Source organism: Pseudorhizobium halotolerans (genome assembly GCF_902153235.2).
In the GTDB taxonomy this organism is placed as follows: Bacteria; Pseudomonadota; Alphaproteobacteria; order Rhizobiales; family Rhizobiaceae; genus Neorhizobium; species Neorhizobium flavum.
The window spans coordinates 416,572-440,153 of sequence record NZ_CABFWE030000005.1 but is presented as its reverse complement, the minus strand read 5'-3'; the positions used below and the strand labels follow the sequence as shown (position 1 = coordinate 440,153).

Sequence of the window (23,582 nt, the reverse complement as noted above, 5' to 3'; positions counted from 1 at the left end):
GCCGAAAGTTCAGGCATTATCCAGCCCCAGCGGGTCGGCCACGCGCGGCCAAAGCTCAAGGCTTGCCTTGCGATAGGGCGTGGTCGCCGGGTCGGTCGGATAGGAGGTCGGCGCGGCGATGTAGACGATCTCGGACGAGATCGGCTGGAAGCCGGCATAGAAATGGTTCGTCGACTTGATCAGTAGATATGACTTGCCGGAAAGTTCGACGCCCTGGTTGGTGAAGATGTCCGGCTCGTAGGTCTGGGTGCGGCTGGTGATCAGCAGGATATCGATATTCGTCCCGACGGGGCGGATGACGGCGGTGCTTCCGAGCGTCACTCGACTGTTCTGAAAACTTTGCCAGCCGGCATCAAATACCTTTGCGACAGTGACGCGCAGGTCCAGCGGATCACCGCCTTCCGGCCCGGATTTCCCACCGATGCGCAGGTTGATCTGCGCCCCTTCTCCCGCCGCATGGCAGAAGGTGACCGCGACGGGATCCCATATTGTTGCCACCGCGATGTTATCCAATCCGCGTGTCATCATGCGGCGGAGGATGTGGGTCGCGTCACCGGCCACGCCGCCGCCGGGATTGTCCCAGATGTCGGCGATCGTGACCGGCTTGTCGTGATGAGCGGCGCGGATGGCGACCGCCTTATCCAGGCCGGTCTCAGTGTCGAACATGGGCATGGCGGTCGTCTTGCGCAGGCTGTAGAGCTCGCGCCCGAGCCGAGCGGCCAGCGCGTCGCCCTTCTCCTTGTCGTTGTCGGTCACGACCACCATGCGCGTGCCCATGTCGGGCAGGTCGCCGGCCATGAAGCCGTGGATAACGGAGATGGAGAGGATGCCGTCTCTGCCTTCCAAGTCCTTGATACGGTCCACGAAGGACCGCATCGGCTCGCGGCTCGTAGGGAAAATGGTGATCATGCGGCAATCAAAGGTGGAGATGACCGGCGTGATCTCACCGCGCAAAGTCCTCAACGCCAAGTCAACAACATGCTCGCCACGCTGTTCGAAATCGGTGTGAGGAAATTCCTGGAAGGCGGCCATGATGTCGAGATTGGCGACCCGCAGCGCGGTCAGGTGGCTGTGCGGGTCGAACTCCGCAGCGATCAGCAGGCCGGGGCCAACTATGTCTCTGATGCGGGAAAGCAAATCGCCTTCCGGATCGTCATAACCCTGGGCGGCCATGGCGCCATGCAGGCCAAGTACCACCCCGTCGACAGGCATGGCTTCCTTCAGCTCCGAAAGGATCAGGTCACGCAGAGTCTCGTAGGTTTGTCGCTGGATCAGGCCGGCTGGTTCCGCCCAGCAGGAAGTACCCTCGATGACGGTAAAGCCTTCTTCCCGACTGCGACGGCGGAGGATCGGGACCACGGCGGAGCAAAGCGTGGGGGTATCCGGGTGCTCGCCCGGTCCGGCATAGAAGGCCGCCTTGAAGGCGTTCATATCGGTGGGGACGGGGGAGAAGGTGTTTGTCTCGGTCGCCAGCGAGGCGGTAAAAATGCGCATTCCGGTCCTGTCCACATACACTCCGGCCTTCGCGCCACCGCTTTGGCGCGCGCTGCCATCGTATCTTTGTCATGAAGCCGAGAAATCTGATCATGCCTCTCTGGGCTGTGTCAGCCAGAGCAGGTTCAGGCTCTCGATATCCCGTTTTCTTCAGTTCGCCCGTTCACCGTTACGGTGTAATTTATTTTCGTCATAATGCGTCAAAATGGTTTCAAGTCAATGCTTCTTCCTGGTTTCTAACAGGCTGATGTAATTAATTTTCTTATTGAGCGAAATCGCGCATCATTTTCGTAAGGGGGGAACTGCTCGGAACTCGTTTCACGATGGGCGGAAGGGCCATTATTGCTTTAAGATCATCAGCTTCCGGCAACTCAGGTGGGAGGTTGATCCAGAACGAGGCCTCGCTCTCCATGAAAAAGCAGGCCCGCAAGAGGCCCGCCATTTTCGTGACGTTCACTGGTTCTGGATGCCCGGCCCATTCGCTCAGACCCTGAGGAAGCAAAAAAATCTAAGGTGCTTCACCAGACAGTCCCGCGTGCATCCACTTTCTCGACGCGGGTGACGATGCCGTTGCGGTGGAAGACCATCCGTTCGAAAAGATTGCTCACGACGCAGGTGTGGTTCGGGACTACCTTGACCAAGCTGCCAATCTGAGGGAAAGGCTCGGTGCACGTGGAAAGATCGACCACCGCATGTTCCTCTGACAGCGAGACGATGCGGGCGCCTTCGAACCCATGGATCGCACCGTAGTCGGTAAAGCCGAGAAGGTCGGAGGTGAGGGCCTTGGAACCGCAATCCAGCACGGCCCGATCCTCTGCAGGCCGCGAAACCACTGTGGCAATGACATGCATGGCAAGGTCATCGGCACTGCAATGACCGGCGCGGACCATGCTGCGGTCGTTATAGACATAGGTGCCCGCCCGATGTTCAGTAGCAGATGGCACGAGATGGGCGGCGAACAGATCCGGAGAGCCGCCGCTGGAGCGGACGGGGCAATCCATGCCCTTTGCCGATAGCAGCGCCACGGTGCGGGCCAGGAATACTTCCACTTCAGCCGCTCCGCCGACGGCCGGGTAGGTCATGATCCCTCCAAAACGCAGGCCGGGCGCTGCCGCCACCTTTTCGGCAAGCAAGACCGCGGCCTCCGGCGTCTGCACGCCACAGCGCCGGGCGCCGGTGTCGCATTCAATCAGCACCGTCAGCGGCTGATCGGCGCTGAACGTGGAAGCGAGTCCAGCGATGGTGACTTCGCTGTCCGCTACAACGGCAAGCTTCGCGACCCGTGAATTCAGGGCCTTCAGGCGGGCGAGTTTGGCGGGGCCCAGAATGTTGTAGGTAATCAGGATGTCATCGAAGCCCGCCTCGGCAAATATCTCAGCCTCGGTCACCTTCTGGCAATTGAGACCAACCGCGCCAGCGTCCAACTGCTGGCGAGCTATCGCCGCGATCTTGTGGGTCTTGATGTGCGGCCGGAACGCCTTGCCGTGCTGATCGCAATAGGCCTGGACGCGCGCGATGTTGGCAGCCAGTCGGTCCTCGTCGATCACCGGCATTGGAGTTGCGATCTGCTCAAGCGGAGTGCCAGGCTCAGGCCAGGGATAGTTCATGGTCAACCTCATCGGGAAATGGAGCGCCACAATTGCGGCGGCGGCAGTGGTTTCTTTTATTTTCTTTCCAGCTGCGGATTTATTGATGGCTGCCCGTACTATGTTATCAAAAGCTGGGCAAACTGAAATTCATTTTCAAAAGATGCATTCCTCGAAACGCTGCCGAAGCATAGGAAGAATCGAATGGACCTTTTTCACGCCCTTTCCGATGAGGAGGGCAGACTGTCCAGCCTGGAGGCGAAACTGGCGCAGTTTGCGTTGGAGAACGTCGATTTTGTCGTCAACTCGTCCATTGTGGAACTGGCCGAACGGGTTGGCGTCTCCCCCCCGACCGTGACACGTTTCTGCCGGCGGCTGGGTTGCCAAGGTTACTCCGATTTCAAGGTGCAACTCGCCAAACTCGCCTATGTCGGATTGCGCTACCTTAAACCGGAAGTGCCCACGACCACGGTGGAGGAGGTGGCGCACGACATTGTCTCGAAGGCGCAGAACGCGCTGTTCGAACTGCATCGCCAGCTCGATCTTGCCGCCATCGAAAAGGCTGCTGACATATTGCGAGGCGCTGATTTCATCCAGGCGTTCGGAGGCAGCGGTAACTCGACGATGATCGTCAATGAGCTCTACAACCGCCTCTTCCGTCTCGGCTGTCGGATCAATGCTTCCAACGACCACGGGATGAACCTGATGTTGTCGGCTGCGGCACAGCCCGGAACAGTGATGTTCGGTTCGTCCTTTACCGGCCGGGACATGGGTCTTGTCCATTGCCTGGAGCTTCTGCGGCAGAACGACATCCCAACGATCGTCATGACCCAGGCGGGCTCGCCGGTCGCCGTCGCTGCGGATGTCGTGATCGCGATCGAGATGCCGGAGGGCAAGAATATTTTCCGACCGACATCCACTCGCTATGCCTATCTTGCCGCAATCGACATACTGGCGAACATGGTCGCCTATGCAGATCGCACCAAGGCACTCAGATCCCTCCGCAGCATCAAAGGCGAACTGGTGCGCAACCGAGACGGAGACGACCGCCAGCTTCTAGGGGATTAGAGGCTGAGACGGCGTCATCTGTGCTTCTTCGCCCGAATACGCTCGCCATTGACGCCGCCAGGCGCTGCAATACTTCCTGCGCATTGTCATGCGGGCGAGAGAAGAAATTGTCCCGAGCGTTTGAACGGTGGAGACAGCAGTCGTTGGCGCGCCGGTTCCTTCTGGCCGGCGGCGTCGTGTCCATTGCAGCAGCACTGGTCGTGGGCGCTTTGGTGACAACCCTCATCGAGGCTGCCGTTACCAGAAACTCTGCGGCCACCACGGCGATGTATGTAGATGGCATCATTGCTCCACTGCTTCCGGATCTTCAGACCACCGAGGTCCTGGACGATATTACAAGCCGCACGCTGGACGAGACCTTCGGGCAGGGAGCGCTGGGAGACCGCGTCATTTCGTTTCGTCTGTGGCGAGCGGATGGCACGGTTCTCTATGCCACGGATGCCAGCATGATCGGACGAAGCTTTGAGTTAAACGAGGAGCTTCAACGGGCGTTCTCAGGCAAGCTGGTCGCCGAGTTCGAGCGACCGGACGACGAGGAGAGCATCGCTGAACGCGCTGCCGGCGGCCCGCTCCTGGAGATCTACAATCCCATCCTGCAACCGTGGTCGGGCGAAGTCGTGGCCGTTTCAGAATTTTCTGAGGTGGCGGAGGGGTTCGAGGAAAGCCTGTGGGAGGCGAGGCTACTGAGTTGGGCAGCCGTGGCTGCGGTCGTTGCAGTCTTCTTTCTATCTCTCTCCGCCATCGTGGTTCGGGGGAGCCGGACCATTGATGATCAAAAGGCCGCCCTGACGGAGCGGGTGGCCGAATTGTCCAACCTCCTGGAGCAAAACCGCGAACTTCACAGGCGGGCCCAGCGTGCATCTCAGAGAGCGACGGCGCTGAACGAGAGTTACCTGCGCCGCCTGGGTGCTGACCTGCACGATGGTCCTGCGCAATTGGTGGCCTATGCCGCCCTTCGGATCGACAGTAAGACCCTTGTGACGCCAGATACACCCGCCGCCGTCCGTGAGGTTGAGCTTTCGGCGATCAAGGCCAGGCTCCATGAGGCGATGGAAGAGATCCGCGCGATCTGCAGGGGACTTATCCTTCCTGACATAGAAAATGGGGACCTTCACGAGGTGATCACTCGCGCCGTCAACGCCCACGTTCAACGAACAGGTTCCCCCGTGGCGCTTCGATTGTCGGATGTCGCGTGCGAACTCTCGCCATCCGCGAAGATCACCATCTACAGGTTTGTTCAAGAGGCCCTAAATAACGGCTTTCGCCACGGAGGCGGGGTTGGACAGAAAGTGCGCCAAACCCTGGGTGACAATGAGATCACGGTGGAAGTAGAGGATGAAGGTCCGGGCTTCGATGTGGAAAAGGTGAAGCCCGCGGGGCTTGGGCTTGCGGGGCTGCGGGAACGGATCGAGAGCATTGGCGGTCGCTTCAGCCTTAAGAGTTCTACAAGCGGAACAACCGTCTGCATGACGTTAAGAGCCGAGGGAGCAGAATTCACACAATGACAAACATCCGTGTCGCGGTAGTGGACGATCATCCGCTTTTCAGAGAAGGCGTTATCCGTAGCCTGGGTGAATCCCCCGGACTGGAAATCGTGGCGGAGGGAGCATCAGGCCATGATGCGGTCACCATCGCCGAAAACGACGCGCCGGATGTGATGCTGATGGATATCTCGATGCCGGGGAACGGCCTGCAGGCGATCCAAGCAGTGCTCGAGGCGCAGCCAAACGCGAAGATCGTGATGCTGACGGTCTCGGAAGCCGGCGACGACCTTGCTAATGCCGTCAGGATGGGTGCAAAAGGCTATGTCCTGAAGGGCATCGGATCTCAAGGACTGGCGGAAGTGGTCAAAGCCGTCGCCTCCGGCCAGAGCTATATCGCGCCCAGTCTTTCGGCACGTCTCGTGGAGACGCTTTCGAGGTCGTCGGAAGCAAGGCATGATCCTTTTAGCGACCTCACCCATCGCGAAATGGAAGTGCTTAAGCTGGTGGCTTCAGGGCTCAGCAACAAGCGGATCGCCATCGCGCTCGATCTGCACGAAAAGACAATCAAGCACCATATGACGCGCATTTTCACCAAGCTCAACGTCACGAACCGCACCGAGGCGGCGCTCGCCTTGCGCGACGCCACGCGGGAAGGGTCAGCGGAAGGAACGCAGGCGCGCACGATCTGAAGCGGTTGCGCGCCGGTTGACGATCCGCCTGTTGCGCGCATCGCGCATCTCGTAGCGGTTGCGGACGATCCGCTCGACGGTGCCATTGGGGTGGCGTACAGTTATCGAGGAACCGTTGGTGCGAACCTCGACTTCGCCCTTTCCCGAGCGGGACAGACCTGGCGCAGTTCCACGGCCCGTTTCCCGCGTCTCGCTGCTTCGGCCGCTGCTGTTTCCACCGTTATTGCCTCCGCCGTTCCCACCGCCATTGCCACCGCTGTTGCCATTGCCGCTGCCGTTCCCGCCACCGCTACCTCCGCTATTCCCACCGCCGTTACCGCCGCCGTTTCCACCACCATTGCCGCCACTGTTGCCTTGTGCGGCGGCCTCAATGGGTGTGAAACCCGGGCCACGTTTCAGGAAGGCAACGCGGTAGGGGGAAAGCAGCGCCGCTGACGTCAGCACAGCAGACAGCAATAGATCTCTTCTTGTCCTCATCTCCGGTCTCTCGCGCGTCCTAGCCTGCGGGTCGTTCAGCATCTAGACAGCGTGTGCGGCAAAAGAAAGCCCCGCCCGTTGCGGAACGGACGGGGCAGGAGCCTGCGCAGGAAGGGACGGACAGCGCAGGTATCGGTTGATCTCGTTACGCGGCTGCCGTGCCAAGGAGCACGAAGCCCAGGGCGAGACCGGCAATCGGGATGAGAAGCCATCGAGCCTGAAAGACGCTGTTTTCCATGATGATCTCCGCGTGCGCCGTTGTGTTGGTGCTGCAACGGATTGCTTGGGCCTGCCGTTCCGGCGCATTGCGTCCCTGGGACCTTTGCGCGGGACTATCCGACCAAGGTCTGACTTTTTCGGGCCAAGGCCGGAAGCCCTCCCCAACTTAATCGGAACAATCACACCAGAGATGCAAAGGAGACGGGAGCATCTGCGAAAGACGTCCAAGCACTGCGTGCCTCGGGAGGGCGAATTGATGGATGTAGAGGAAGAGGTCGAAAAAGGCGGCGTCCTGTGCCGACGCGCACGGAACGCCGTTTGTGGCCCTGCGGGATTCGCGACAAAAAGAAACCCGCCGAAGCGGGTTAGGAAAACGCGGTACGCTCCTTCCTAGTCAGGAAGGGCAACGCTGCTGTCCGTGCGATCAATTATAGGCTTCTTGCCGGGCACATGGGACATGGTGCGGGTTGTGCTCTCGAGTTCGCCATCTCTCACCCGCGTCTTTGTCCGGGACTTGCTGAAGGTGCCCTTGTCCATCGCCTGGGCGCGGGACTGCGCTTTCAACTGGTTCGGGTTCTTATTGATCTGCGTACGGCTCTGTGCTTTTCCGTCTGCAGCAGCAGCGCTGCCGCCTGATGCGATGGAGGAGGTGGTGCCGTCGTCGGTGACGCAGGCCCCGGCAGTGCCGAGCGTGCTTGCGGAGGTTCCGCCAGCCGCGGCGCTTCCACCTGTTCCAACGGTTCCTGCCGCGTCACACTCCTGCGCATTTGCTGGAGAACTCGCGAAGATGGCCATTGCTGCTGCAGATGTAACAAGCATTTTGCGAAACATGAGGATGCCTTTCACTTTGCCGGTTTCGTAATGTCGCATGTCCCGTCTGACCGACGGGTGATAACGGTGCCGTCCGGCTGGACAACACTTGCAGTGGATAAGGACTGACCGCCGGCAGAACTGGAACTCGACGCCGACGCACCGCTTGAAGACGATGACCCGGCAGTGGAGGATGACGATGATCCGGTGCCTGATGTAGTCGTGCTGGTCTGCCCATTGACGGTTGTCGATGACGTGACCTTTCCGCCGCCCGCGGTCACGGACGAGGATAGCCCACCTGTAGCCTCAGCCTCGCTGTCATCGCTGTGGATGATGGTGCATGTGCTCCCATCTTCCAGCGTCACCCGCTCCGTCGTCGCGGCCACAGCAATGCCGCCGAACAAGATGAGCGGTAAGGCGAGCGGCTGGCTCGATAGTTTGCTCAAAAGCTTCATGATCTCCTCCTGAAAAGTTGGCTCCGGTAACCGGAGCCAACCAGAGACACGTTAGCAGGTGCCGTCGTTCTTCTTGGCCTGGCCCGGAGGGCAGTCCTTGTTGCTGATGTCGTCCTGAGCTGCGCCAGCGGCACTGCCGGCAGTCCCAACGGAACTGCTGGAGGTTCCGCCGCCAGCGCTCGTTCCGCCTGTCCCGAGTGTCGAAGCCGAGCCGGAGCCGCTGGCTGAGCCAGCCGCGGATCCACCGGTCCCGACGGAGCTGCTCGACTGGCCGTCGCCAGCAGAGGTTCCACCAGTGCCAAGGGTCGAGGCAGAGCCAGCGCCCTCACCGGATCCGGCCGCGGAACCGCCTGTGCCGACAGAACTGCTCGACGTACCGCCTCCCGCAGAGGTGCCGCCTGTGCCGAGGGTGGACGCCGATCCGGCACCGTCACCAGAGCCTGCCGCAGAACCGCCCGTGCCAACCGAGCTGCTGGACGTGCCACCCCCTGCCGACGATCCTCCGGTTCCAAGAGTGGAGGCAGAGCCAGCGTCGCAATCGGTAGCCCCGGGAGCGCAATCCGTGCTTCCAGCGGAGCTGCCGCCTGTGCCGACAGTACTGCTGGACGTCCCGCCGCCCGCGCTGGTGCCGCCGGTGCCGACCGTGCTGCTGGTTTGGGCATAGGCTGAAAGAGCGGTTCCGGCGAGCAGCGCCGTCGCAAGTGCAAGTGGGGTCACAAGTTTCATTGGGTTCCTCCTGGGTTCACCATGCTTCGGTCGATATTCGCCAAAGCTGCAAACGGAACATCCACTCCGGCACCCTGTTCCCCGCCTGAGGCTTCAGTCGTACAGGCGATAGGACCTAGGTCCGAAGCGTGAGGACGGGTCTAAAGGTTGACTTTCAATCGGTAGGTCCGCGCCGTCACAGCGGGAACGACGCTCTCGCTGCAAACCCGCGACCACCTCTCTCGAAGGCCAGGCTGCCTCCTAGTCGGTCGAGTGCCATCTGGACGATCGAAAGGCCGAGTCCGCTGCCTTGGCCTTGGGGCTTCGAACCTCGGAAGAAACGTTCCGTTACGCGGTTCTCTTCCGCAACGGGAAACCCCGCTCCCTGGTCGAGGATATCGACGACGGCCTCGGACTCTCGCAGGTGGATGAGGCACCTCACTTCGCCCCCACTGGGCGAATGCTGAACCGCATTCTCCATCAGATTGCGTATCACCAGACGAACAAGGATCCTGTTGCCCTGGATGAGGGGTTGCTGCTGGGTCTGATCTGGGAGTTCTACTGCGACGCGGACGTTGTTGGCCGTAAGCAGTGTCTCCAGTTCCGAGGCGATCTCTCCGACGAGCGCCGCGATATCGACGGACTCAGCGCTCGGGACGTCTTGCGAGGCATCTACGGCGGCAAGATCGATGAGTTGACGCACCATCCGGCTGGTTCGGTCGACGCTTGTGGAAATGCGGGCCAGTGCGTCGCGCTGGACGGCGGGGTCGTCGGTTCGGAGGGCGATCTGAGCCTGTGTCTTCAGCCCCGCAAGCGGCGTCTTCAGTTCATGCGCGGCATAGGCAGTGAAGCTCCGCTCTCGGTCCCGCGCATCGGCCACGCGACCGAAAAGGCTGTTCAACGCCCGAATGACGGGACGCACTTCGCGCGGGGCGGAGCCGGCATCCACCGGATGAAGTTCGGATGCCGAACGGCTAGCCAGCCCTTCGGCAATGCGGGTGAGCGGAGCAAGGCCGCGACCAACGCTCAGCCAGATCAGTGCCGCCAGCACAGGGAGAATGGCGATGCCCGGCACGAGGAGCCCCTTGATGACATCGCCGATCAGCCGCTCCCGGATTTCGAGACTGTCGCCGACCAGCACGCGCACGCCAAGCGAGGGATTGACGACTGCATAGACACGCCACCGCTCGCCGTCGATCTCGGTCTCTTCGAAGCCATTCGTGTGACTGGCGAGGGAAGTTGCAGGCGCACTCTCCGAACGGCTGACAAGGCTACCCTGCAGCGACCAGATTTGGCAGGAGAGTTGGCGGCTGTAGCTGCCGCCGGCTTGCTCAAATGGTGCAGGTGGGACGCTCGCGGTTGCCGCGCTCGCTGCCGCAGCAGGATCGATCTGGTGGTCGGTAATCAGAGAACTCACCATGCGTGCCGCTTCCATCAGGCGGGCGTCGAGGACGCGCTCGACCTCGGCCTGGGTGCTGGCGTAGATCCAGACAGCGGCGAAGAGCCACACGGTGCCGGTCGTGGCAAGCAGGATCGCGAACAGCCTTACCCGTATGGAGTTCATGGCGACGCCCTAAGCCGGTAGCCCGCGCCACGTACGGTTTCGATGAAGGACGTGCCGAGCTTGGTCCGCAGCTTGTGAACGTGAACCTCCACCGTATTGCTCTCGATTTCCTCCTGCCAGCCGTACAGCTTCTCTTCCAAGGTCGATCGGGAAAGGATGACGCCTGGGGCCTCCATCAACGCCTGCAGGATCACGAATTCGCGCCGCGATAAGGAAATTGCAGTACCGGATCGCGATGCAGACATTCGCGCCGGGTCAAGGCTTACGTCCTTCCATTCGAGAAGCCCCTTCGCCCTGCCATGACCGCGGCGCACGATCGCCCTTAGCCGCGCCGCGACCTCGTCGAGATCGAAGGGCTTGCCAAGATAGTCGTCGGCTCCGGAATCCAACCCTGCTATTCGGTCGGCAACCTCGTCCTTCGCCGTCAGGAGGAGAACAGGGGTGCGGTCTCCCGATCGACGCATCTTCGCCAGCACGTCGAGTCCCGAACCGTCCGGGAGCATGAGGTCAAGGATAACGGCATCGAATTTGTCGGCCTTGATTGCAGCGTCGGCATCGGCAATCGATGTCACCGCGTCAACTGTAAAGCCGCACATCTGCAACCCGACCTTCAGGCCGTCCAGCAGGATCTCGTCGTCTTCAACCACAAGCAGGCGCATTGCATCCTCATTGACTTCGCAACCTCCCTCCACCCGTCACCTTAAGGCTGCCTTAAGGTTGGGAGGAGAGACCGCCGCTCCAACCTCAGAGCAACGGAGCGAGCTTTGCGTTTCTTCCTGTCGGTCTCATGTCTCATCGTAACCTTGGCTGCGTCGGCGATAGCCTTTGCCGTCGAGCCGCCGCTCCCTATGGACCAGGCTTTCCGAATGGAGGCCCGCCGCGATGGCCCTCACATCGCAATAAGATGGCAGCTTGAGGATGGCTATTATCTTTATCGCGAATATCTGGGCGCAACGGGGGCGGACGGCAAGCCCGTCGAGCTGACAACTCCGCCCGGTGTCATCAAGGATGATCCCGGTTACGGAAGCACCGAAGTCTATTACAATTCGACCACGGCAACGATTTCGGCGCCGATCGCTGGGTCCTTGAAGGTCACCTACCAGGGCTGCCAGGACGGCGGGCTCTGCTATCCTCCTAAAACCGTCGATATCGACACGGAGGGACTTGCGTCCATATGGAATTCAGGGACGCCTGAACCTCAAGCTGCGCCTCAATCGCAGGCAGCCTTTCCTCTGGTGTCCAAGGCCGCGCCGGAACCCGCCGACAGTCCCGGCATCCGTATCTCGGACCAGTCTACCGACGGAGTAGTCGGCTCTCTCCTGAACCGCGGGGGTGTGCTCTTCCTGATTGCCGGCTTTCTGGGTCTAGGCATGTTGCTGGCCTTCACGCCATGCGTCTTTCCCATGTACCCAATCCTGGCCGCGAACCTGTCGAGGGAGGGCGAGAGTCTCACTGCCGGACGCGGTTTCGCGCTGTCACTGACCTACGTCCTTGCTCTTGCGGCGGCATTCAGTCTCTTCGGTGTCGTCGCCGCATGGTGGGGCCAGAGCTTCCAGATCGCCCTGCAGTCGACCACTGCGACCTTCGTCGTCGCCGCCATCTTTGTTGCTCTGGCATTATCGAGCTTTGGGCTCTTCGAACTGCAACTGCCGTCTTTCCTCACGAACCGGATTGCACGGCGCCGTGGGCCGGGAGGCTCACTGGCGTCTTCGGCAGCACTCGGGTTTTCATCCGCTCTAGTGATCGGGCCTTGCGTCACGGCTCCGCTCGCCGGCGCTCTTCTCTACATTGCGCAGACCGGAGACGTCGTCCTCGGCGCGACAGCCCTGTTTGCTCTCGGCGTCGGCAAGGGCATTCCGCTGATCCTGATGGGCACCTTCGGGTCGGGCCTGCTTCCGCGCGCAGGACAATGGATGGAACGTGTCCGCCAGGTCTTCGGCTTCCTCTTTCTTGCAACTGCCGTATGGCTTGTGGATCGTCTGCTGCCTGCCGGCGCCGGCCTTCTGCTGTGGTCGGTTTTGGCGATCACCTTTGCCGTCTTCGTCGGCGCCTTCGATCAAATCAAGCCCGAGGCGGGTGGCAGTGCGCGGCTGGCCAAGGCCGCGGGAATGCTGGCCGCGCTCTACGGCGTCATGCTGGGGATTGGCGGCCTCTCTGGCGCAACCGATCCGCTAAAACCTCTCGCGACCATCGCTGCCGCACGCTCCGGAGACGCGACAGCAACGAAAGCGGTCGACAAGGACTCGTTCCAGGCCGTTTCCTCGGCAGTGGAACTGTCCTCGCTCCTGGAGGCCGATGCCACTGGCTCTCCTTCGCTTGTCTACTTCACAGCTGACTGGTGCGTCACCTGCCGGGTGATCGAGCGGTCCGTTTTTCCGGACCCGACAGTGGCAAATGCGCTGGATGGCGTCCGCCTGATCTCAGTCGATCTCAGCGAGATCAACGAGGCCAACCAGTCGCTGATGAAGGAACTGCAGGTCGTCGGGCCGCCGACAATGCTGTTCCTCGACGGCAGCAATAACGAGATCGCCGGCAGCCGGCTCGTGGGCGAGATTACCGCGCAGACCGTCGCGGCTTCCGCGTCAGCCGTCAAGGGTGCGCTTCGATGAATGCGGTGTCCTTCGGTCCCTTCGTGTTCGACACGGAGCGCTTCGCTGCCATCGCAGGCATGGTCGTGTTTCTCGTCGTGGCGTCCGTTCTTGCCCATAGGGTTGATGACAGGCTCGGCCGCTGGTCGTCTTGGACGGCGCTGGTCGGACTGGCAGCGGCGCGCCTGGGGCATGTTCTGCAGCATGTTGAAACCTTCGCCTCGGAGCCCTGGCGGATCCTTGCGGTATGGCAGGGTGGCTTCTCCTGGAGCGCAGGCGCCGCAGGCGTGGCCCTGATGCTGGTCGTGCTGTTCCTGAGGAGCCGAACGCTCGCCGGGTGGGCGATGGCAAGCGTGGTGGCGGGGAGTGTTGCCACAGCGGCGACCTTGGCATTGACCTATTCCGGCACCCAGGTTCCGCCTGTCACATCCGTCTTCCATTCTCTCACTGGTGCCGAAACCAGGATTGGTACCAACGGTCGTCCAGCAGTTCTGAACCTGTGGGCGACGTGGTGCCCGCCTTGTCGCCGCGAACTGCCGATGATGGCGGAACTTGCTGCCAGTACGGCCGACGTCGACTTTGTCTTCGCAAACCAGGGAGAGCCTGCGGCAAAGATCGCTGACTACCTCCGGAGCGCGAACCTCAACCTGCCGCGGGCGGTGCTCGATCCGCAGCTTCTGCTCAGCCGCCACTATTCGGCCGTCGGCCTGCCCGCGACACTCTTTCTAGCAGCCGATGGCACGCTTGCCGGCTCCCACCTGGGTGAGATCTCCCGCGAGGTTCTCGCGCAGAAGATCCAGGAACTCAAATCTGAAGAAGGAATATCCGAATGACACCTTCCCGAGCGGCCGCTCTGTGGCGACCGTTGACCGCCTCGCTTTTTGTCATGGGCCTGTCTGCCTGCGCGCAGACCGCCCCGGAGCCACCAAAGGTCGAAGGACCAAAAGTGGATCCGTCACTGGCGAGCATGTACGCGCCGATCCAGGATGGGGACGAGACAATTCCTGGGGTCGACGTCTCCAAGATGGATCCGAAGAACGTCCGGCAGGTGGTTGACTACAAGACCGGTTATCCGGCGGGCACGATCGTAGTCGACCCCTATTCCCGGTTTCTCTACCTCGTCATGGAGGGTGGCAAGGCAATGCGTTACGGCGTCGGCGTCGCCAAGGCTGGCATGGAGTTCGAGGGAGAGGCTGATATCTCGCGGAAGGCGCAGTGGCCGGGCTGGGTGCCCACCCAGAACATGATCAAGCGCGATCCGGAACGCTACGGCCCTTTGGCATCGGGCCTGGAGGGGGGCATCAAGAACCCTCTGGGAGCGCGTGCCCTGTACCTCTACCAGGGCGGCAAGGACACGCTCTATCGAATCCACGGGACCAATGAGCCCTGGAGTATCGGCAAATCCGTCTCGTCCGGCTGCATCCGGCTGCTGAACCACGACATCATCGACCTGCACCGCCGTGTCCCGAAAGGATCGAAGGTGGTCGTGCTTGGACCCGAAGAATCAGGAAAAGGAGAAATATGAGATGATTACCCGCAGGAACCTGCTTGCCGTCACCGCTGGCGCCGCTGCTTTCGGTGCCATGCCTCCGCGCCTGGCCTTCAGCCAGGAAATCACCGAGAAGACGGTCTTTCACGATCCCGACGCGCCGGTCCTTGGCAATTCCAAGGGCGACGTTACGGTGGTCGAGTTCTTCGACTACCAGTGCCCCTACTGCAAGAAGATCCATCCCATGCTCGAGAAGGTCGTTCGCGATGACGGCAATGTCCGACTCGTGCTGAAGGACTGGCCCGTGTTCGGAGGCGCATCGGTCTTTGCTGCCCAGGCCGTTCTTGGAGCCGCGCAGATCGGCAAGTACGAACCAGCCATGGAAGCGCTGATGAAGACGACCGGAAAACTGAACGAAGAAGTCGTCGAAAAGACCCTGACGGGCGCCGGCCTTACCATGAAAGAGATTGCAGCCGCCGTGAACGAACACAGCGCCAAGATCTCGGGCCTGCTCGATCGCAACTACAATCAGGCACTGGCCTTCAACTTCGCAGGCACGCCCTCCTTCGTCATCGGCCGGACGACCTTTGCCGGCGTTCTGGACGAGACGGGGCTGAAGGAAGCGATTGCCGAAGCCCGAGCGGCTTGAGCTGAGGATCGGGTGTCACCCTGCACACTGCCACACGAGCGGAGGACGAGATGAAGCCTCGTCCTCACTGGTGTTTCTTGTGAAGGCCTTCGTCTGCGCGTTCGGCTGACGCTGTTGCCGGTCCGCATAAACCAATCCCAAATCCTTCGACGGAGGTGAATAGCACCCCGGCGTCTTCAAACGTGCGCCTCAACTGGGCGGCCGTTGAACGGTGGAGACCGTGACGGCCACCCTCAAAATCGCGGATCGTGCTGCGAGATATGGAGGAACGGTCTGAAAGCTGCTGTTGCGTCCAGTTGAGCCAGCCTCGAGCGGCGCGACACATTGCCGGTGTGATGGCTGGCTCTTTTGTGGCTTGACCCATTGCGGCACCCCCATCTGTGGCGATATACGTCATTTAGGGCGATTTGCGAAGGCCCGGAAGGAAATACGGCATTGGGATAATCACACAGCAGCATCTTCTCCTTCTGGTGGTTTTCCTTCCCTTCGCGGGAAGCGTGGTCGTTGCGCTGGCGCTACGCACGCATTCACGACTACTTCCCGCATCGATCGCGGCAGCGGTCTGCGGCATTGTCATAGCGGCCATCGCGGCGCTCTATCCCGCCATAGCCAAAGGTGGAATTGTTCGCTTCGAGGTTGATTGGCTGCCGCAACTAGGGCTCAGCTTCTCCCTGCGGATGGACGGATTCGCATGGCTTTTTGCTGCACTCGTTACCATCATTGGCGTGCTCGTGGTGCTCTATGCCCGCTACTACATGTCGGAGCAGGACCCGATCCCGCGCTTCTTCTCATTCCTGCTGGCGTTTATGGGTTCGATGCTTGGCATCGTAATCTCCGGCAATGTCATCCTCCTGTCGATCTTCTGGGAGCTGACAAGTCTCTCATCCTTCTTCCTGATCAGCTACTGGCATCACAATGCCGCTGCGCGTGATGGCGCTCGCATGGCACTGACCATCACGGCGACGGGCGGCTTCTGTCTGTTGGTAGGCCTGTTGATGCTCGGCTCTATCGTCGGGAGCTATGAACTCGATGCTATATTGGCAGCTGGCGACCAGATCCGCGCACACCCGCTTTACCTGGCGAGCCTGATCCTGATCCTGGTCGGTGCCTTTACCAAGAGCGCGCAGTTTCCATTCCATTTCTGGCTTCCAGCCGCCATGGCCGCGCCCACGCCGGTATCGGCCTACCTCCATTCTGCGACGATGGTGAAGGCAGGTGTCTTTCTCCTGGTGCGCCTCTCGCCCGCCCTGTCGGGGACCTATGAATGGTTCCTGCTGCTCGGCCTTGCCGGGATCAGTACGCTTGTTCTTGGTGCCTATTTCGCCATGTTCCAGCAGGACCTGAAAGCGCTGCTGGCCTATTCGACGATCAGCCACCTTGGCCTGATCACCACGCTCCTCAGTCTTGACAGTCCGGTCGCAACCGTTGCCGCCATCTTCCACATGGTCAACCACGCGACGTTCAAGGCGTCGCTGTTCATGGCTGCCGGCATCATCGACCACGAAACTGGCACCCGCGACATGCGCCAGCTCAGCGGACTGCTGAGATACCTGCCGATAACCGGTCGGCTGGCGATGGTCGCCAGTGCTGCCATGGCTGGCGTGCCTCTCCTGAACGGCTTCCTGTCGAAGGAGATGTTCTTTGCGGAATCGGTGGAGACACATGCCGATTCGTGGCTCGATACCGCTCTGCCTTATCTGGCCGTCACCGCCAGTGCGTTCAGCGTTGCCTATTCACTGCGTCTGATCCACGCCGTTTTCTTTGGCCCCCCGGCCCTCGATCTTCCAAAGGGGCAGCCGCATGAGCCACCGCATTGGATGCGATTCCCCATTGAGTTTCTCGTCTTTGCCTGTCTTGTCGTCGGTATCGTACCGAACCTCACGATCGGTCCCTTTCTACGGGAAGCTGCCGTCAGCGTTCTTGGTCAAGCGACGCCGGAGTACAGCCTGTCTGTCTGGCATGGCTTCAATACGCCGCTCCTGATGAGTGCTCTCGCACTTGTTGCGGGGACCGGAATCTATTTCGGGTTTCGCCATTACTTTGCACGCTGCGATGAGGGCCCTCCATGGTTCCGGCACCTCAGGGGGCAGCGCATTTTCGAACGTGTCCTCGTGACGGTGTCATGGCGCTGGGCAAGGGAGCTCGAGGCCCGTCTCGGGACACGCGCTCTGCAGCCGCAGCTGCGTTGGGTCACCTTTGTCGGCTTCATGGCCGCCTTGACGCCCTTGTACCTGCTCGGATTCCAGTCGCGGATGATCGAGCCGTCCCGCATCGATATCGCCTTCTCGGGCCTGTGGGTCATCGGTGCCTGCCTGGCGGTCGGTACCGCGTATCTTGCTAAATATCACCGCCTGGCCGCGCTGGTCATGCTGGGCGGTGTTGGCCTGATCGTCTGCCTGACCTTTGTCTGGCTCTCGGCCCCGGATCTGGCGATCACCCAGTTGCTGGTCGAGATCGTCACGACGGTTCTGATCCTGCTCGGGCTTCGATGGCTGCCGAAGAGGACTGAGGAACTGAAGGATGAACTGACCTTCCGGGCCAGGTTCAGACGCTTCCGCGACCTCATCCTCGCCATGGCCTGTGGCGTGGGAATGGCGTTCATCGCTTACGCAGTGATGACCATGAGCGTACCCGACGCGATCGCCAATTACTTCATCAGCAATGCCTATAGCCAAGGCGGCGGGCGCAACATCGTCAATGTGATCCTCGTCGATTTCCGCGGGTTTGATACGCTGGGCGAGATCACCGTTCTGGGAATTGTCGCGTTGACCGTCTACGCGCTCTTGCGCCGCTTCCGTCCGGCAGCAGACAGTATGGCGCCCCCGGAACAGCAGCGAGTCCAGACAGCCTTTGACCAGCAACAGCCCAACCGAACCGTCGGGGATACGGCCCGAGATTATCTCGCCGTACCCTCCGTCATCATGCAGTGGCTGTTTCCTGTCGTGATCACATTCGCAATCTATCTCTTCATTCGCGGGCACGACTTGCCGGGAGGCGGCTTCTCCGCAGGACTCACCATGTCGATCGCTTTCCTCCTCCAGTATCTCGCGGGAGGGACGCGTTGGGCGGAAGAACGTATCCGCATCCTACCGCTGCGATGGATGGGAACAGGCCTGCTAACCGCGACTGCGACGGGCATCGGGGCGTGGCTTCTGGGGTATCCCTTCCTGACCTCCCATTCCCGATATCTGGACCTGCCACTGATCGGCAAGGTTCCCGCCGCGACCGCCATGCTCTTCGATCTCGGCGTCTTTCTGCTGGTGATCGGTTCGACAGTTCTCATCCTCGTGGCCCTTGCGCACCAGTCGATCCGCATCAACCGGCTGAATGCGCTGGAGAAGAAGGCGGAGGATGTCGTCTGATGGAAGTTGTGCTTTCGATTGCCATCGGCGTCATGACCGGCTGCGGCGTCTGGCTGATCCTTCGGCCGCGCACCTACCAGGTGATCATCGGTCTCTCCCTGCTTTCCTACGCGGTCAACCTGTTCATCTTCGGAGTCGGCGGCGTCAAGTCGGACGAGCCGCCGCTTCTCATCGACGGAGCCTCTGTGGCCAGCATCAGCGATCCGGTTCCGCAGGCGCTGGTCTTGACGGCGATCGTCATCGGTTTCGCGACGACCGCGCTCTTTCTGGTCGTCCTTCTGGCCGCCAGGGGGCTGACCGGCAGTGACCACGTCGATGGTCGGAGCGATTCCCGATGATGGACTGGTCAAAGCATCTCATCGTGGCGCCCATCCTCATACCCCTGGTATCAGGCGCACTCATGCTGTTCATCGCGGACCGCCAGCGCGTCCTGAAGTCGATGGTCGGCCTCGTCAGTTGTCTGCTGCTGTTGCTGGTATCGCTGCTGCTGGTCGGCATCGCGGCAGCCGACTACGGTGCGAGCGGAGTCTATCTCGTCGCCAACTGGGCGTCACCTTTCGGGATCGTGCTCGTGGTCGACCGCCTCTCCGCATTCATGGTGGCGCTGTCGGCGGTTCTATCCGTTCCTGTCCTTGTCTTTTCGATGGCCCGCTGGCACTCGGCGGGTGCTCATTTCCATAGTCTCTTCCAGTTTCTGTTGATGGGCCTGAACGGCGCCTTTCTGACGGGTGACCTGTTCAACCTCTTCGTATTTTTCGAAGTCATGCTGGCGGCCTCGTACGGTCTGTTGCTGCACGGGTCAGGACCGTTGCGGGTCAAGGCGGGGCTTCATTACATCGCCGTCAATCTGGCGGCGGCGCTGCTGTTCCTGATCGGCGTAAGCCTGATCTACGGTACCGCCGGTACGCTCAACATCGCCGATCTGGCCGCCCGCATTCCCGCGATCGAGCCGGACCGAAGGATGTTGATGGAAGCCGGAGCCGCAGTGCTCGGCGTTGCCTTTCTGATCAAGGCAGGCATGTGGCCTCTCTGCTTCTGGTTGCCCAGTGCCTACAGCGTTGCCGCGGCACCAGTCGCCGCCATCTTTGCCTTGCTCAGCAAGGTCGGGATCTACATCATTTTGCGGCTGACCATGCTGTTGTTCGCCGAGGGTCCCTCTGCCGGTTTCGGGTCAGCCCTTCTCCTGTACGGTGGAATGGTGACGCTTGCCTTCGGAATCATAGGGGTGCTCGCTTCCCAGGCACTGGCACGGATTGGTGCCTATTCGATCCTCGTGTCCTCCGGCACCTTGCTGGCCGTCATAGGCCTCAACGATGCGGCAGCCACGTCAGGCGCCCTTCTTTATCTGGTCAGCTCCACCCTCACTCTGGGTGCCTTCTTCCTGCTTGTGGAACTGGTCGAGCGATGCCAGGGGGCAGGAGCATCCGTGCTTGCCGTCACCATGGAGGCCTATGGCGATGCAGATGACGATGTCCCGGAAGAACTGGATGGGGTCACGATGCCGGCAACGCTTGCGATGCTCGGGGTCTGCTTCGCGGGCTGCACTATCCTGCTTGCGGGCCTGCCGCCCCTTTCGGGCTTCATTGCCAAGTTCGGCATTCTCTCGGCGATCATAGGCACCGGATCGATCGGCGTTCCGCCCACAGGGCCGGCGCTCGCCCTCGCCGCCTTGATCATCATTGCCGGGTTGGCGACCCTCATTGCGCTGACGCGTGCGGGAATTCGAACCTTCTGGAGCTCCCTCGACGTCGCAGTGCCACGGGTGCTGGTCGTCGAAGTTGCTCCCGTACTGGCCTTGTTGGCACTGCTTGCTGCACTGACCATCCAGGCCGGTCCGGCGCTATCCTACATGGAGGCTGCCGTCCGCTCCACGGGCAAGGGTGGCAGCTACCTGAATGGCGTCATGGAGGAAAAGGCGCTGCCCTCCTGGCGCGATCTGCAGCCTCAAGCGAGCGGGGACTAGATCATGTTCCCGTATCCGCTCCTGACACTCGCGCTTCTCGTCATGTGGCTGCTCCTCAACGGGTTTACGTTGGGCCATCTCGTGCTCGGCACCATCGTGGCAGTCGTGGCTTCATGGACCATGGTTTCCTTGCGTCCCAGCAAGCCACGCCTGCGCAAGTGGTATCTGATCCCGAAGCTGCTGATGGTTGTGATGATCGACATCGTCCGGTCCAATCTGGCGGTCGCGTGGGTGATCCTGCGCGGGCGCGGCAGCGGTCGACATTCAGCGTTCATAGATCTGCCGCTCGATCTGGATGATCCGACCGCCCTTGCCATCCTCGCCGTGATCGTGACCAGCACACCAGGATCAGCTTGGCTGGAATATGATTCCCATCAGCGTTCGGTTCTGGTCCACGTATTCGACCTGGCCAGCGAGGACGAGTGGCGCGATCTGTTGAAAAACCGCTATGAAAAGCTGTTGATGGAGATCTTCTCATGAGCGCGATAATCATCTTCACGGCCGTCAGCCTGGCGCAGATCATGTTGATGATCGCCATGGCGATTGCCTCGGTCCGGATGTTTTTCGGCCCGCGTGCTCAAGACCGGATCATTGGCCTCGATGCGCTCTACGTGAATGCCATGCTGCTACTGGCTGCCTTCGGCATCGGAACGGGGAAGACGGTCTATTTCGAGGCGTCTCTGGTTATCGGGCTTCTGGGTTTCGTCGCCACGGTCGCGCTCGCAAAATTCCTGATGCGCGGGGAGGTGATCGAATGATCTACTCGGCAGCCGACATCCCGATTTGGGCGGCCATGCTGGTCGCCTTCTTCCTGCTGCTCGGCGCCGGCCTGGCTCTTATCGGAGCAATCGGCTTCCTGAGGCTTCCAAACTTCTATGAACGGCTTCATCCCCCGACCTTGTCGACGAGCTGGGGCACGGGCGGCATCATGACCGCCTCGATCCTGTTCTTCAGCCTCGCCGGAGGGCGGCTTGTTGCTCACGAGCTGCTGGTCGGGCTCTTCATCACCGTTACCACTCCGGTCACTTTCATGCTCCTGGCAAGGGCAGCCCTGCATCGGGATCGGTTCGAGAATAATCCTGAAGTTCCCAGCAAGGCGTCGATCGAGAACGGCGCGGAGGACGTATGACTGCGGTTCCTGCTGCAAGGAGCGCGGTAGGGGAATTGCGAGATGTAGCCGGTACTGTCCGAGCCTCTGACACCGACTTCTTCTGAGTTCGTTTCTCAGATAACGCCTTCGTGCAAGGCTCAGTCGGGGCAATCATGCCGGCCATCATTGTGGACTGTAATCGAGGCGGCGAATAAGTTCGCCGTGAGACCGCGCCGTTTCCCGTGCGCATGTCTTCACCAGCGAGGGGAGCCGCGCCCGCAATGGCAGTACTGACTTCGTCACTCACTACCCGCTCCGAGACGTTCGCCGCGAATGTCAGGGCCCACCAGGCCGCGATGGAAACGATCCATCAGGCTGCGGCGCGTGCCGTTGACGGCGGCGGTCAGCAGTCGCGGGAGCGTCACGTGGCACGCGGCAAGATCCTGCCGCGGGATCGCGTCGCCAGGCTTCTCGATCCCGGATCACCTTTCCTCGAGATCGGCATGTTCGCCGCCCACGATCTCTACGACGGCGCGTCGCCGTCGGCCGGGGTGGTGGCCGGCGTCGGTCGCGTGTCTGGCCGCGAGGTCATGATCGTCTGCAACGATGCTACCGTCAAAGGCGGCACCTATTATCCGATGACCGTCAAGAAACACCTTCGCGCCCAGGAGATCGCCGAGGCGAACTGCCTGCCCTGCGTATACCTCGTTGATTCAGGCGGAGCGAACCTGCCCCAGCAGGACGAGGTTTTCCCGGATCGCGACCATTTCGGCCGCATCTTCTTCAATCAGGCCAACATGTCGGCCAAGGGCATCGCGCAGATCGCGGTTGTGATGGGATCCTGTACGGCAGGTGGCGCCTATGTGCCGGCTATGTCGGACGTGACCATCATCGTCCGCGAGCAGGGCACGATCTTCCTGGCGGGCCCGCCGCTGGTCAAGGCTGCAACGGGAGAGGTCGTATCGGCGGAGGATCTCGGCGGCGGCGACGTGCATACCCGGCTGTCGGGCGTGGCGGACTATCTTGCCCGGGACGATGCCCATGCACTCGCTCTGGCGCGGCGGGCAGTCGCCAACCTCAACCTGACAAAGCCCCGGCAACTGGATCTCGCACCGGTGGAGGCTCCTCTATATGACCCGGAGGAGATACTTGGTATCGTTCCCGCCGACCTCCGCACGCCCTACGACATCCGAGAGGTGATTGCCCGCGTGGTGGACGGCTCGCGCTTCGACGAGTTCAAGGCCCGCTACGGCCCCACTCTGGTCTGCGGATTTGCGCATGTCATGGGAATGCCGGTGGGGATCATCGCCAATAACGGCGTACTGTTTTCCGAGAGTGCCCTGAAAGGCGCGCATTTCGTCGAGCTTTGCTCGCAACGGAAGATCCCGCTGGTGTTCCTGCAGAACATTACCGGGTTCATGGTCGGCCGCAGTTACGAGGCGGGCGGGATTGCGAAGGACGGCGCCAAGCTTGTTACCGCCGTCGCGACCACCAAGGTCCCAAAGATCACCATGCTGGTCGGCGGCTCGTTCGGAGCCGGCAACTACGGCATGTGCGGCCGCGCCTACAGCCCGCGCTTCCTGTGGACGTGGCCTAACTCGCGCATTTCAGTGATGGGCGGCGAGCAGGCGGCGGGTGTTCTGGCGACGGTGAGGCGCGAAGCGCTGGAGCGATCGGGGAAGACCTGGTCGGCGGAGGAGGAGACCGAATTCAAGCGGCCGACAATCGAGATGTTCGAGCGACAGTCGCATCCGCTCTATGCCTCGGCAAGGCTCTGGGACGATGGCATCGTGGATCCGCGGAAGACACGGGAGGTTCTCGCGCTGTCGCTGTCGGCGGCTCTGAACGCACCCATCGAAGACACACGCTTCGGCGTGTTCCGGATGTGAG

The 23,582-nt window shown here is 61.2% G+C and carries 22 protein-coding genes and 1 pseudogene; 14 read left to right on the top strand and 9 right to left on the bottom strand.

All coding sequences use genetic code 11. The features are described from left to right. Positions 1-9 precede the first annotated feature (9 nt). Positions 10-1,494: a M81 family metallopeptidase gene (locus tag FN060_RS07070; protein WP_077548013.1), complete on the bottom strand. Its 1,485-nt coding sequence runs from the start codon at positions 1,492-1,494 to the stop codon at positions 10-12. Between the two features lie 518 nt (positions 1,495-2,012). Continuing rightward, positions 2,013-3,101, bottom strand: coding sequence for a D-TA family PLP-dependent enzyme (locus FN060_RS07065; RefSeq protein WP_142587461.1), 1,089 nt, complete (start codon positions 3,099-3,101; stop codon positions 2,013-2,015). Positions 3,102-3,284: 183 nt separating this feature from the next. Between FN060_RS07065 and FN060_RS07060 the strand changes: the two genes are divergently transcribed. From FN060_RS07060 to FN060_RS07050, 3 genes are all read left to right on the top strand, one after another. Next, positions 3,285-4,148 carry a MurR/RpiR family transcriptional regulator gene (locus FN060_RS07060; RefSeq protein WP_077548007.1) on the top strand — a complete coding sequence of 288 codons (864 nt, stop codon included), beginning with the start codon at positions 3,285-3,287 and terminating at the stop codon, positions 4,146-4,148. A gap of 83 nt (positions 4,149-4,231) precedes the next feature. Continuing rightward, positions 4,232-5,653 carry a sensor histidine kinase gene (locus tag FN060_RS07055; RefSeq protein WP_142588420.1) on the top strand — a complete coding sequence of 474 codons (1,422 nt, stop codon included), beginning with the start codon at positions 4,232-4,234 and terminating at the stop codon, positions 5,651-5,653. Next, entirely contained in the window at positions 5,650-6,321 is a 672-nt protein-coding gene (locus FN060_RS07050) for a response regulator (RefSeq protein WP_142587460.1), read from the top strand. The genes FN060_RS07055 and FN060_RS07050 overlap by 4 nt, the downstream gene beginning before the upstream one ends. Here FN060_RS07050 and FN060_RS07045 read toward each other — a convergent pair. The 6 genes and pseudogenes from FN060_RS07045 to FN060_RS07020 all read right to left on the bottom strand — a co-directional run bounded on the left by FN060_RS07045 (position 6,289) and on the right by FN060_RS07020 (position 11,210). Further along, a complete protein-coding gene (locus tag FN060_RS07045) occupies positions 6,289-6,798 on the bottom strand; it encodes a hypothetical protein (protein WP_142587459.1) in 510 nt (169 codons plus the stop codon). The two genes, FN060_RS07050 and FN060_RS07045, sit on opposite strands and share 33 nt — an antisense overlap. A 609-nt stretch (positions 6,799-7,407) precedes the next feature. Then, positions 7,408-7,836 carry a hypothetical protein gene (locus tag FN060_RS07040; protein ID WP_244665713.1) on the bottom strand — a complete coding sequence of 143 codons (429 nt, stop codon included), beginning with the start codon at positions 7,834-7,836 and terminating at the stop codon, positions 7,408-7,410. 23 nt (positions 7,837-7,859) lie between these two features. Next, positions 7,860-8,273, bottom strand: coding sequence for a hypothetical protein (locus FN060_RS23525; protein WP_082077814.1), 414 nt, complete (start codon positions 8,271-8,273; stop codon positions 7,860-7,862). A gap of 270 nt (positions 8,274-8,543) precedes the next feature. Next, a pseudogene (locus FN060_RS23520) lies at positions 8,544-9,008 on the bottom strand (hypothetical protein); the annotation flags it as partial. Between the two features lie 175 nt (positions 9,009-9,183). Continuing rightward, positions 9,184-10,551: an ATP-binding protein gene (locus FN060_RS07025; RefSeq protein WP_142587456.1), complete on the bottom strand. Its 1,368-nt coding sequence runs from the start codon at positions 10,549-10,551 to the stop codon at positions 9,184-9,186. Further along, a complete protein-coding gene (locus FN060_RS07020; protein WP_142587455.1) occupies positions 10,548-11,210 on the bottom strand; it encodes a response regulator in 663 nt (220 codons plus the stop codon). The genes FN060_RS07025 and FN060_RS07020 overlap by 4 nt, the downstream gene beginning before the upstream one ends. A gap of 105 nt (positions 11,211-11,315) precedes the next feature. Here FN060_RS07020 and dsbD point away from each other — a divergent pair, with 105 nt between their 5' ends. From dsbD to FN060_RS07000, 4 genes are read left to right on the top strand one after another with little or no spacing between them, the layout of a single operon-like run. Then, a complete protein-coding gene (dsbD, locus tag FN060_RS07015) occupies positions 11,316-13,160 on the top strand; it encodes a protein-disulfide reductase DsbD (RefSeq protein WP_244665712.1) in 1,845 nt (614 codons plus the stop codon). Beyond that, positions 13,157-13,972 (top strand): TlpA disulfide reductase family protein, encoded by an 816-nt coding sequence (locus FN060_RS07010; protein ID WP_142587454.1) that lies wholly within the window; start codon positions 13,157-13,159, stop codon positions 13,970-13,972. The genes dsbD and FN060_RS07010 overlap by 4 nt, the downstream gene beginning before the upstream one ends. Continuing rightward, positions 13,969-14,664: a L,D-transpeptidase gene (locus FN060_RS07005; protein WP_244665710.1), complete on the top strand. Its 696-nt coding sequence runs from the start codon at positions 13,969-13,971 to the stop codon at positions 14,662-14,664. The genes FN060_RS07010 and FN060_RS07005 overlap by 4 nt, the downstream gene beginning before the upstream one ends. 1 nt (position 14,665) lies before the next feature. After that, on the top strand, positions 14,666-15,277 hold the full coding sequence (locus FN060_RS07000) for a DsbA family protein (protein ID WP_142588413.1): 612 nt from the start codon (positions 14,666-14,668) through the stop codon (positions 15,275-15,277). 64 nt (positions 15,278-15,341) lie between these two features. Here the strand turns inward: FN060_RS07000 and FN060_RS23075 are convergent, their stop codons facing one another. Next, entirely contained in the window at positions 15,342-15,641 is a 300-nt protein-coding gene (locus tag FN060_RS23075) for a helix-turn-helix transcriptional regulator (protein WP_142587453.1), read from the bottom strand. 76 nt (positions 15,642-15,717) lie between these two features. Here FN060_RS23075 and FN060_RS06995 point away from each other — a divergent pair, with 76 nt between their 5' ends. The 7 genes from FN060_RS06995 (at position 15,718) to FN060_RS06965 (ending at position 23,581) form a co-directional block, all read left to right on the top strand. After that, complete coding sequence (locus FN060_RS06995) at positions 15,718-18,639, top strand: monovalent cation/H+ antiporter subunit A (protein ID WP_425312163.1); 2,922 nt, start codon at positions 15,718-15,720, stop codon at positions 18,637-18,639. Beyond that, entirely contained in the window at positions 18,639-18,977 is a 339-nt protein-coding gene (locus tag FN060_RS06990; protein WP_077548035.1) for a Na+/H+ antiporter subunit C, read from the top strand. Before FN060_RS06995 ends, FN060_RS06990 begins: the two co-directional genes overlap by 1 nt. After that, positions 18,974-20,602, top strand: a complete 1,629-nt coding sequence (locus FN060_RS06985) for a monovalent cation/H+ antiporter subunit D (protein ID WP_142587452.1) — start codon at positions 18,974-18,976, stop codon at positions 20,600-20,602. Before FN060_RS06990 ends, FN060_RS06985 begins: the two co-directional genes overlap by 4 nt. A gap of 3 nt (positions 20,603-20,605) precedes the next feature. Next, positions 20,606-21,082 (top strand): Na+/H+ antiporter subunit E, encoded by a 477-nt coding sequence (locus FN060_RS06980; RefSeq protein ID WP_142587451.1) that lies wholly within the window; start codon positions 20,606-20,608, stop codon positions 21,080-21,082. Then, on the top strand, positions 21,079-21,360 hold the full coding sequence (locus tag FN060_RS06975; RefSeq protein WP_077548029.1) for a K+/H+ antiporter subunit F: 282 nt from the start codon (positions 21,079-21,081) through the stop codon (positions 21,358-21,360). Before FN060_RS06980 ends, FN060_RS06975 begins: the two co-directional genes overlap by 4 nt. Further along, a complete protein-coding gene (gene mnhG / locus FN060_RS06970) occupies positions 21,357-21,731 on the top strand; it encodes a monovalent cation/H(+) antiporter subunit G (RefSeq protein WP_183950007.1) in 375 nt (124 codons plus the stop codon). Before FN060_RS06975 ends, mnhG begins: the two co-directional genes overlap by 4 nt. A gap of 242 nt (positions 21,732-21,973) precedes the next feature. After that, the gene (locus FN060_RS06965) at positions 21,974-23,581 is read left to right on the top strand and encodes a carboxyl transferase domain-containing protein (protein ID WP_142587450.1); all 1,608 of its coding nucleotides are present in this window, start codon (positions 21,974-21,976) and stop codon (positions 23,579-23,581) included. The last annotated feature ends 1 nt before the right edge of the window (position 23,582 follow it).

Excerpts from the sequence above, each read along its gene's own strand:
- FN060_RS07070 (WP_077548013.1), bottom strand. The coding sequence starts at position 1,494 with ATGCGCATTTTTACCGCCTCGCTGGCGACCGAGACAAACACCTTCTCC.
- FN060_RS07065 (WP_142587461.1), bottom strand. The coding sequence starts at position 3,101 with ATGAACTATCCCTGGCCTGAGCCTGGCACTCCGCTTGAGCAGATCGCA.
- FN060_RS07060 (WP_077548007.1), top strand. The coding sequence starts at position 3,285 with ATGGACCTTTTTCACGCCCTTTCCGATGAGGAGGGCAGACTGTCCAGC.
- FN060_RS07050 (WP_142587460.1), top strand. The coding sequence starts at position 5,650 with ATGACAAACATCCGTGTCGCGGTAGTGGACGATCATCCGCTTTTCAGA.
- FN060_RS07045 (WP_142587459.1), bottom strand. The coding sequence starts at position 6,798 with ATGAGGACAAGAAGAGATCTATTGCTGTCTGCTGTGCTGACGTCAGCG.
- FN060_RS07040 (WP_244665713.1), bottom strand. The coding sequence starts at position 7,836 with ATGCTTGTTACATCTGCAGCAGCAATGGCCATCTTCGCGAGTTCTCCA.
- FN060_RS07025 (WP_142587456.1), bottom strand. The coding sequence starts at position 10,551 with ATGAACTCCATACGGGTAAGGCTGTTCGCGATCCTGCTTGCCACGACC.
- FN060_RS07020 (WP_142587455.1), bottom strand. The coding sequence starts at position 11,210 with ATGCGCCTGCTTGTGGTTGAAGACGACGAGATCCTGCTGGACGGCCTG.
- FN060_RS07010 (WP_142587454.1), top strand. The coding sequence starts at position 13,157 with ATGAATGCGGTGTCCTTCGGTCCCTTCGTGTTCGACACGGAGCGCTTC.
- FN060_RS07005 (WP_244665710.1), top strand. The coding sequence starts at position 13,969 with ATGACACCTTCCCGAGCGGCCGCTCTGTGGCGACCGTTGACCGCCTCG.
- FN060_RS07000 (WP_142588413.1), top strand. The coding sequence starts at position 14,666 with ATGATTACCCGCAGGAACCTGCTTGCCGTCACCGCTGGCGCCGCTGCT.
- FN060_RS23075 (WP_142587453.1), bottom strand. The coding sequence starts at position 15,641 with ATGGGTCAAGCCACAAAAGAGCCAGCCATCACACCGGCAATGTGTCGC.
- FN060_RS06990 (WP_077548035.1), top strand. The coding sequence starts at position 18,639 with ATGGAAGTTGTGCTTTCGATTGCCATCGGCGTCATGACCGGCTGCGGC.
- FN060_RS06985 (WP_142587452.1), top strand. The coding sequence starts at position 18,974 with ATGATGGACTGGTCAAAGCATCTCATCGTGGCGCCCATCCTCATACCC.
- FN060_RS06980 (WP_142587451.1), top strand. The coding sequence starts at position 20,606 with ATGTTCCCGTATCCGCTCCTGACACTCGCGCTTCTCGTCATGTGGCTG.
- FN060_RS06975 (WP_077548029.1), top strand. The coding sequence starts at position 21,079 with ATGAGCGCGATAATCATCTTCACGGCCGTCAGCCTGGCGCAGATCATG.
- mnhG (WP_183950007.1), top strand. The coding sequence starts at position 21,357 with ATGATCTACTCGGCAGCCGACATCCCGATTTGGGCGGCCATGCTGGTC.
- FN060_RS06965 (WP_142587450.1), top strand. The coding sequence starts at position 21,974 with ATGGCAGTACTGACTTCGTCACTCACTACCCGCTCCGAGACGTTCGCC.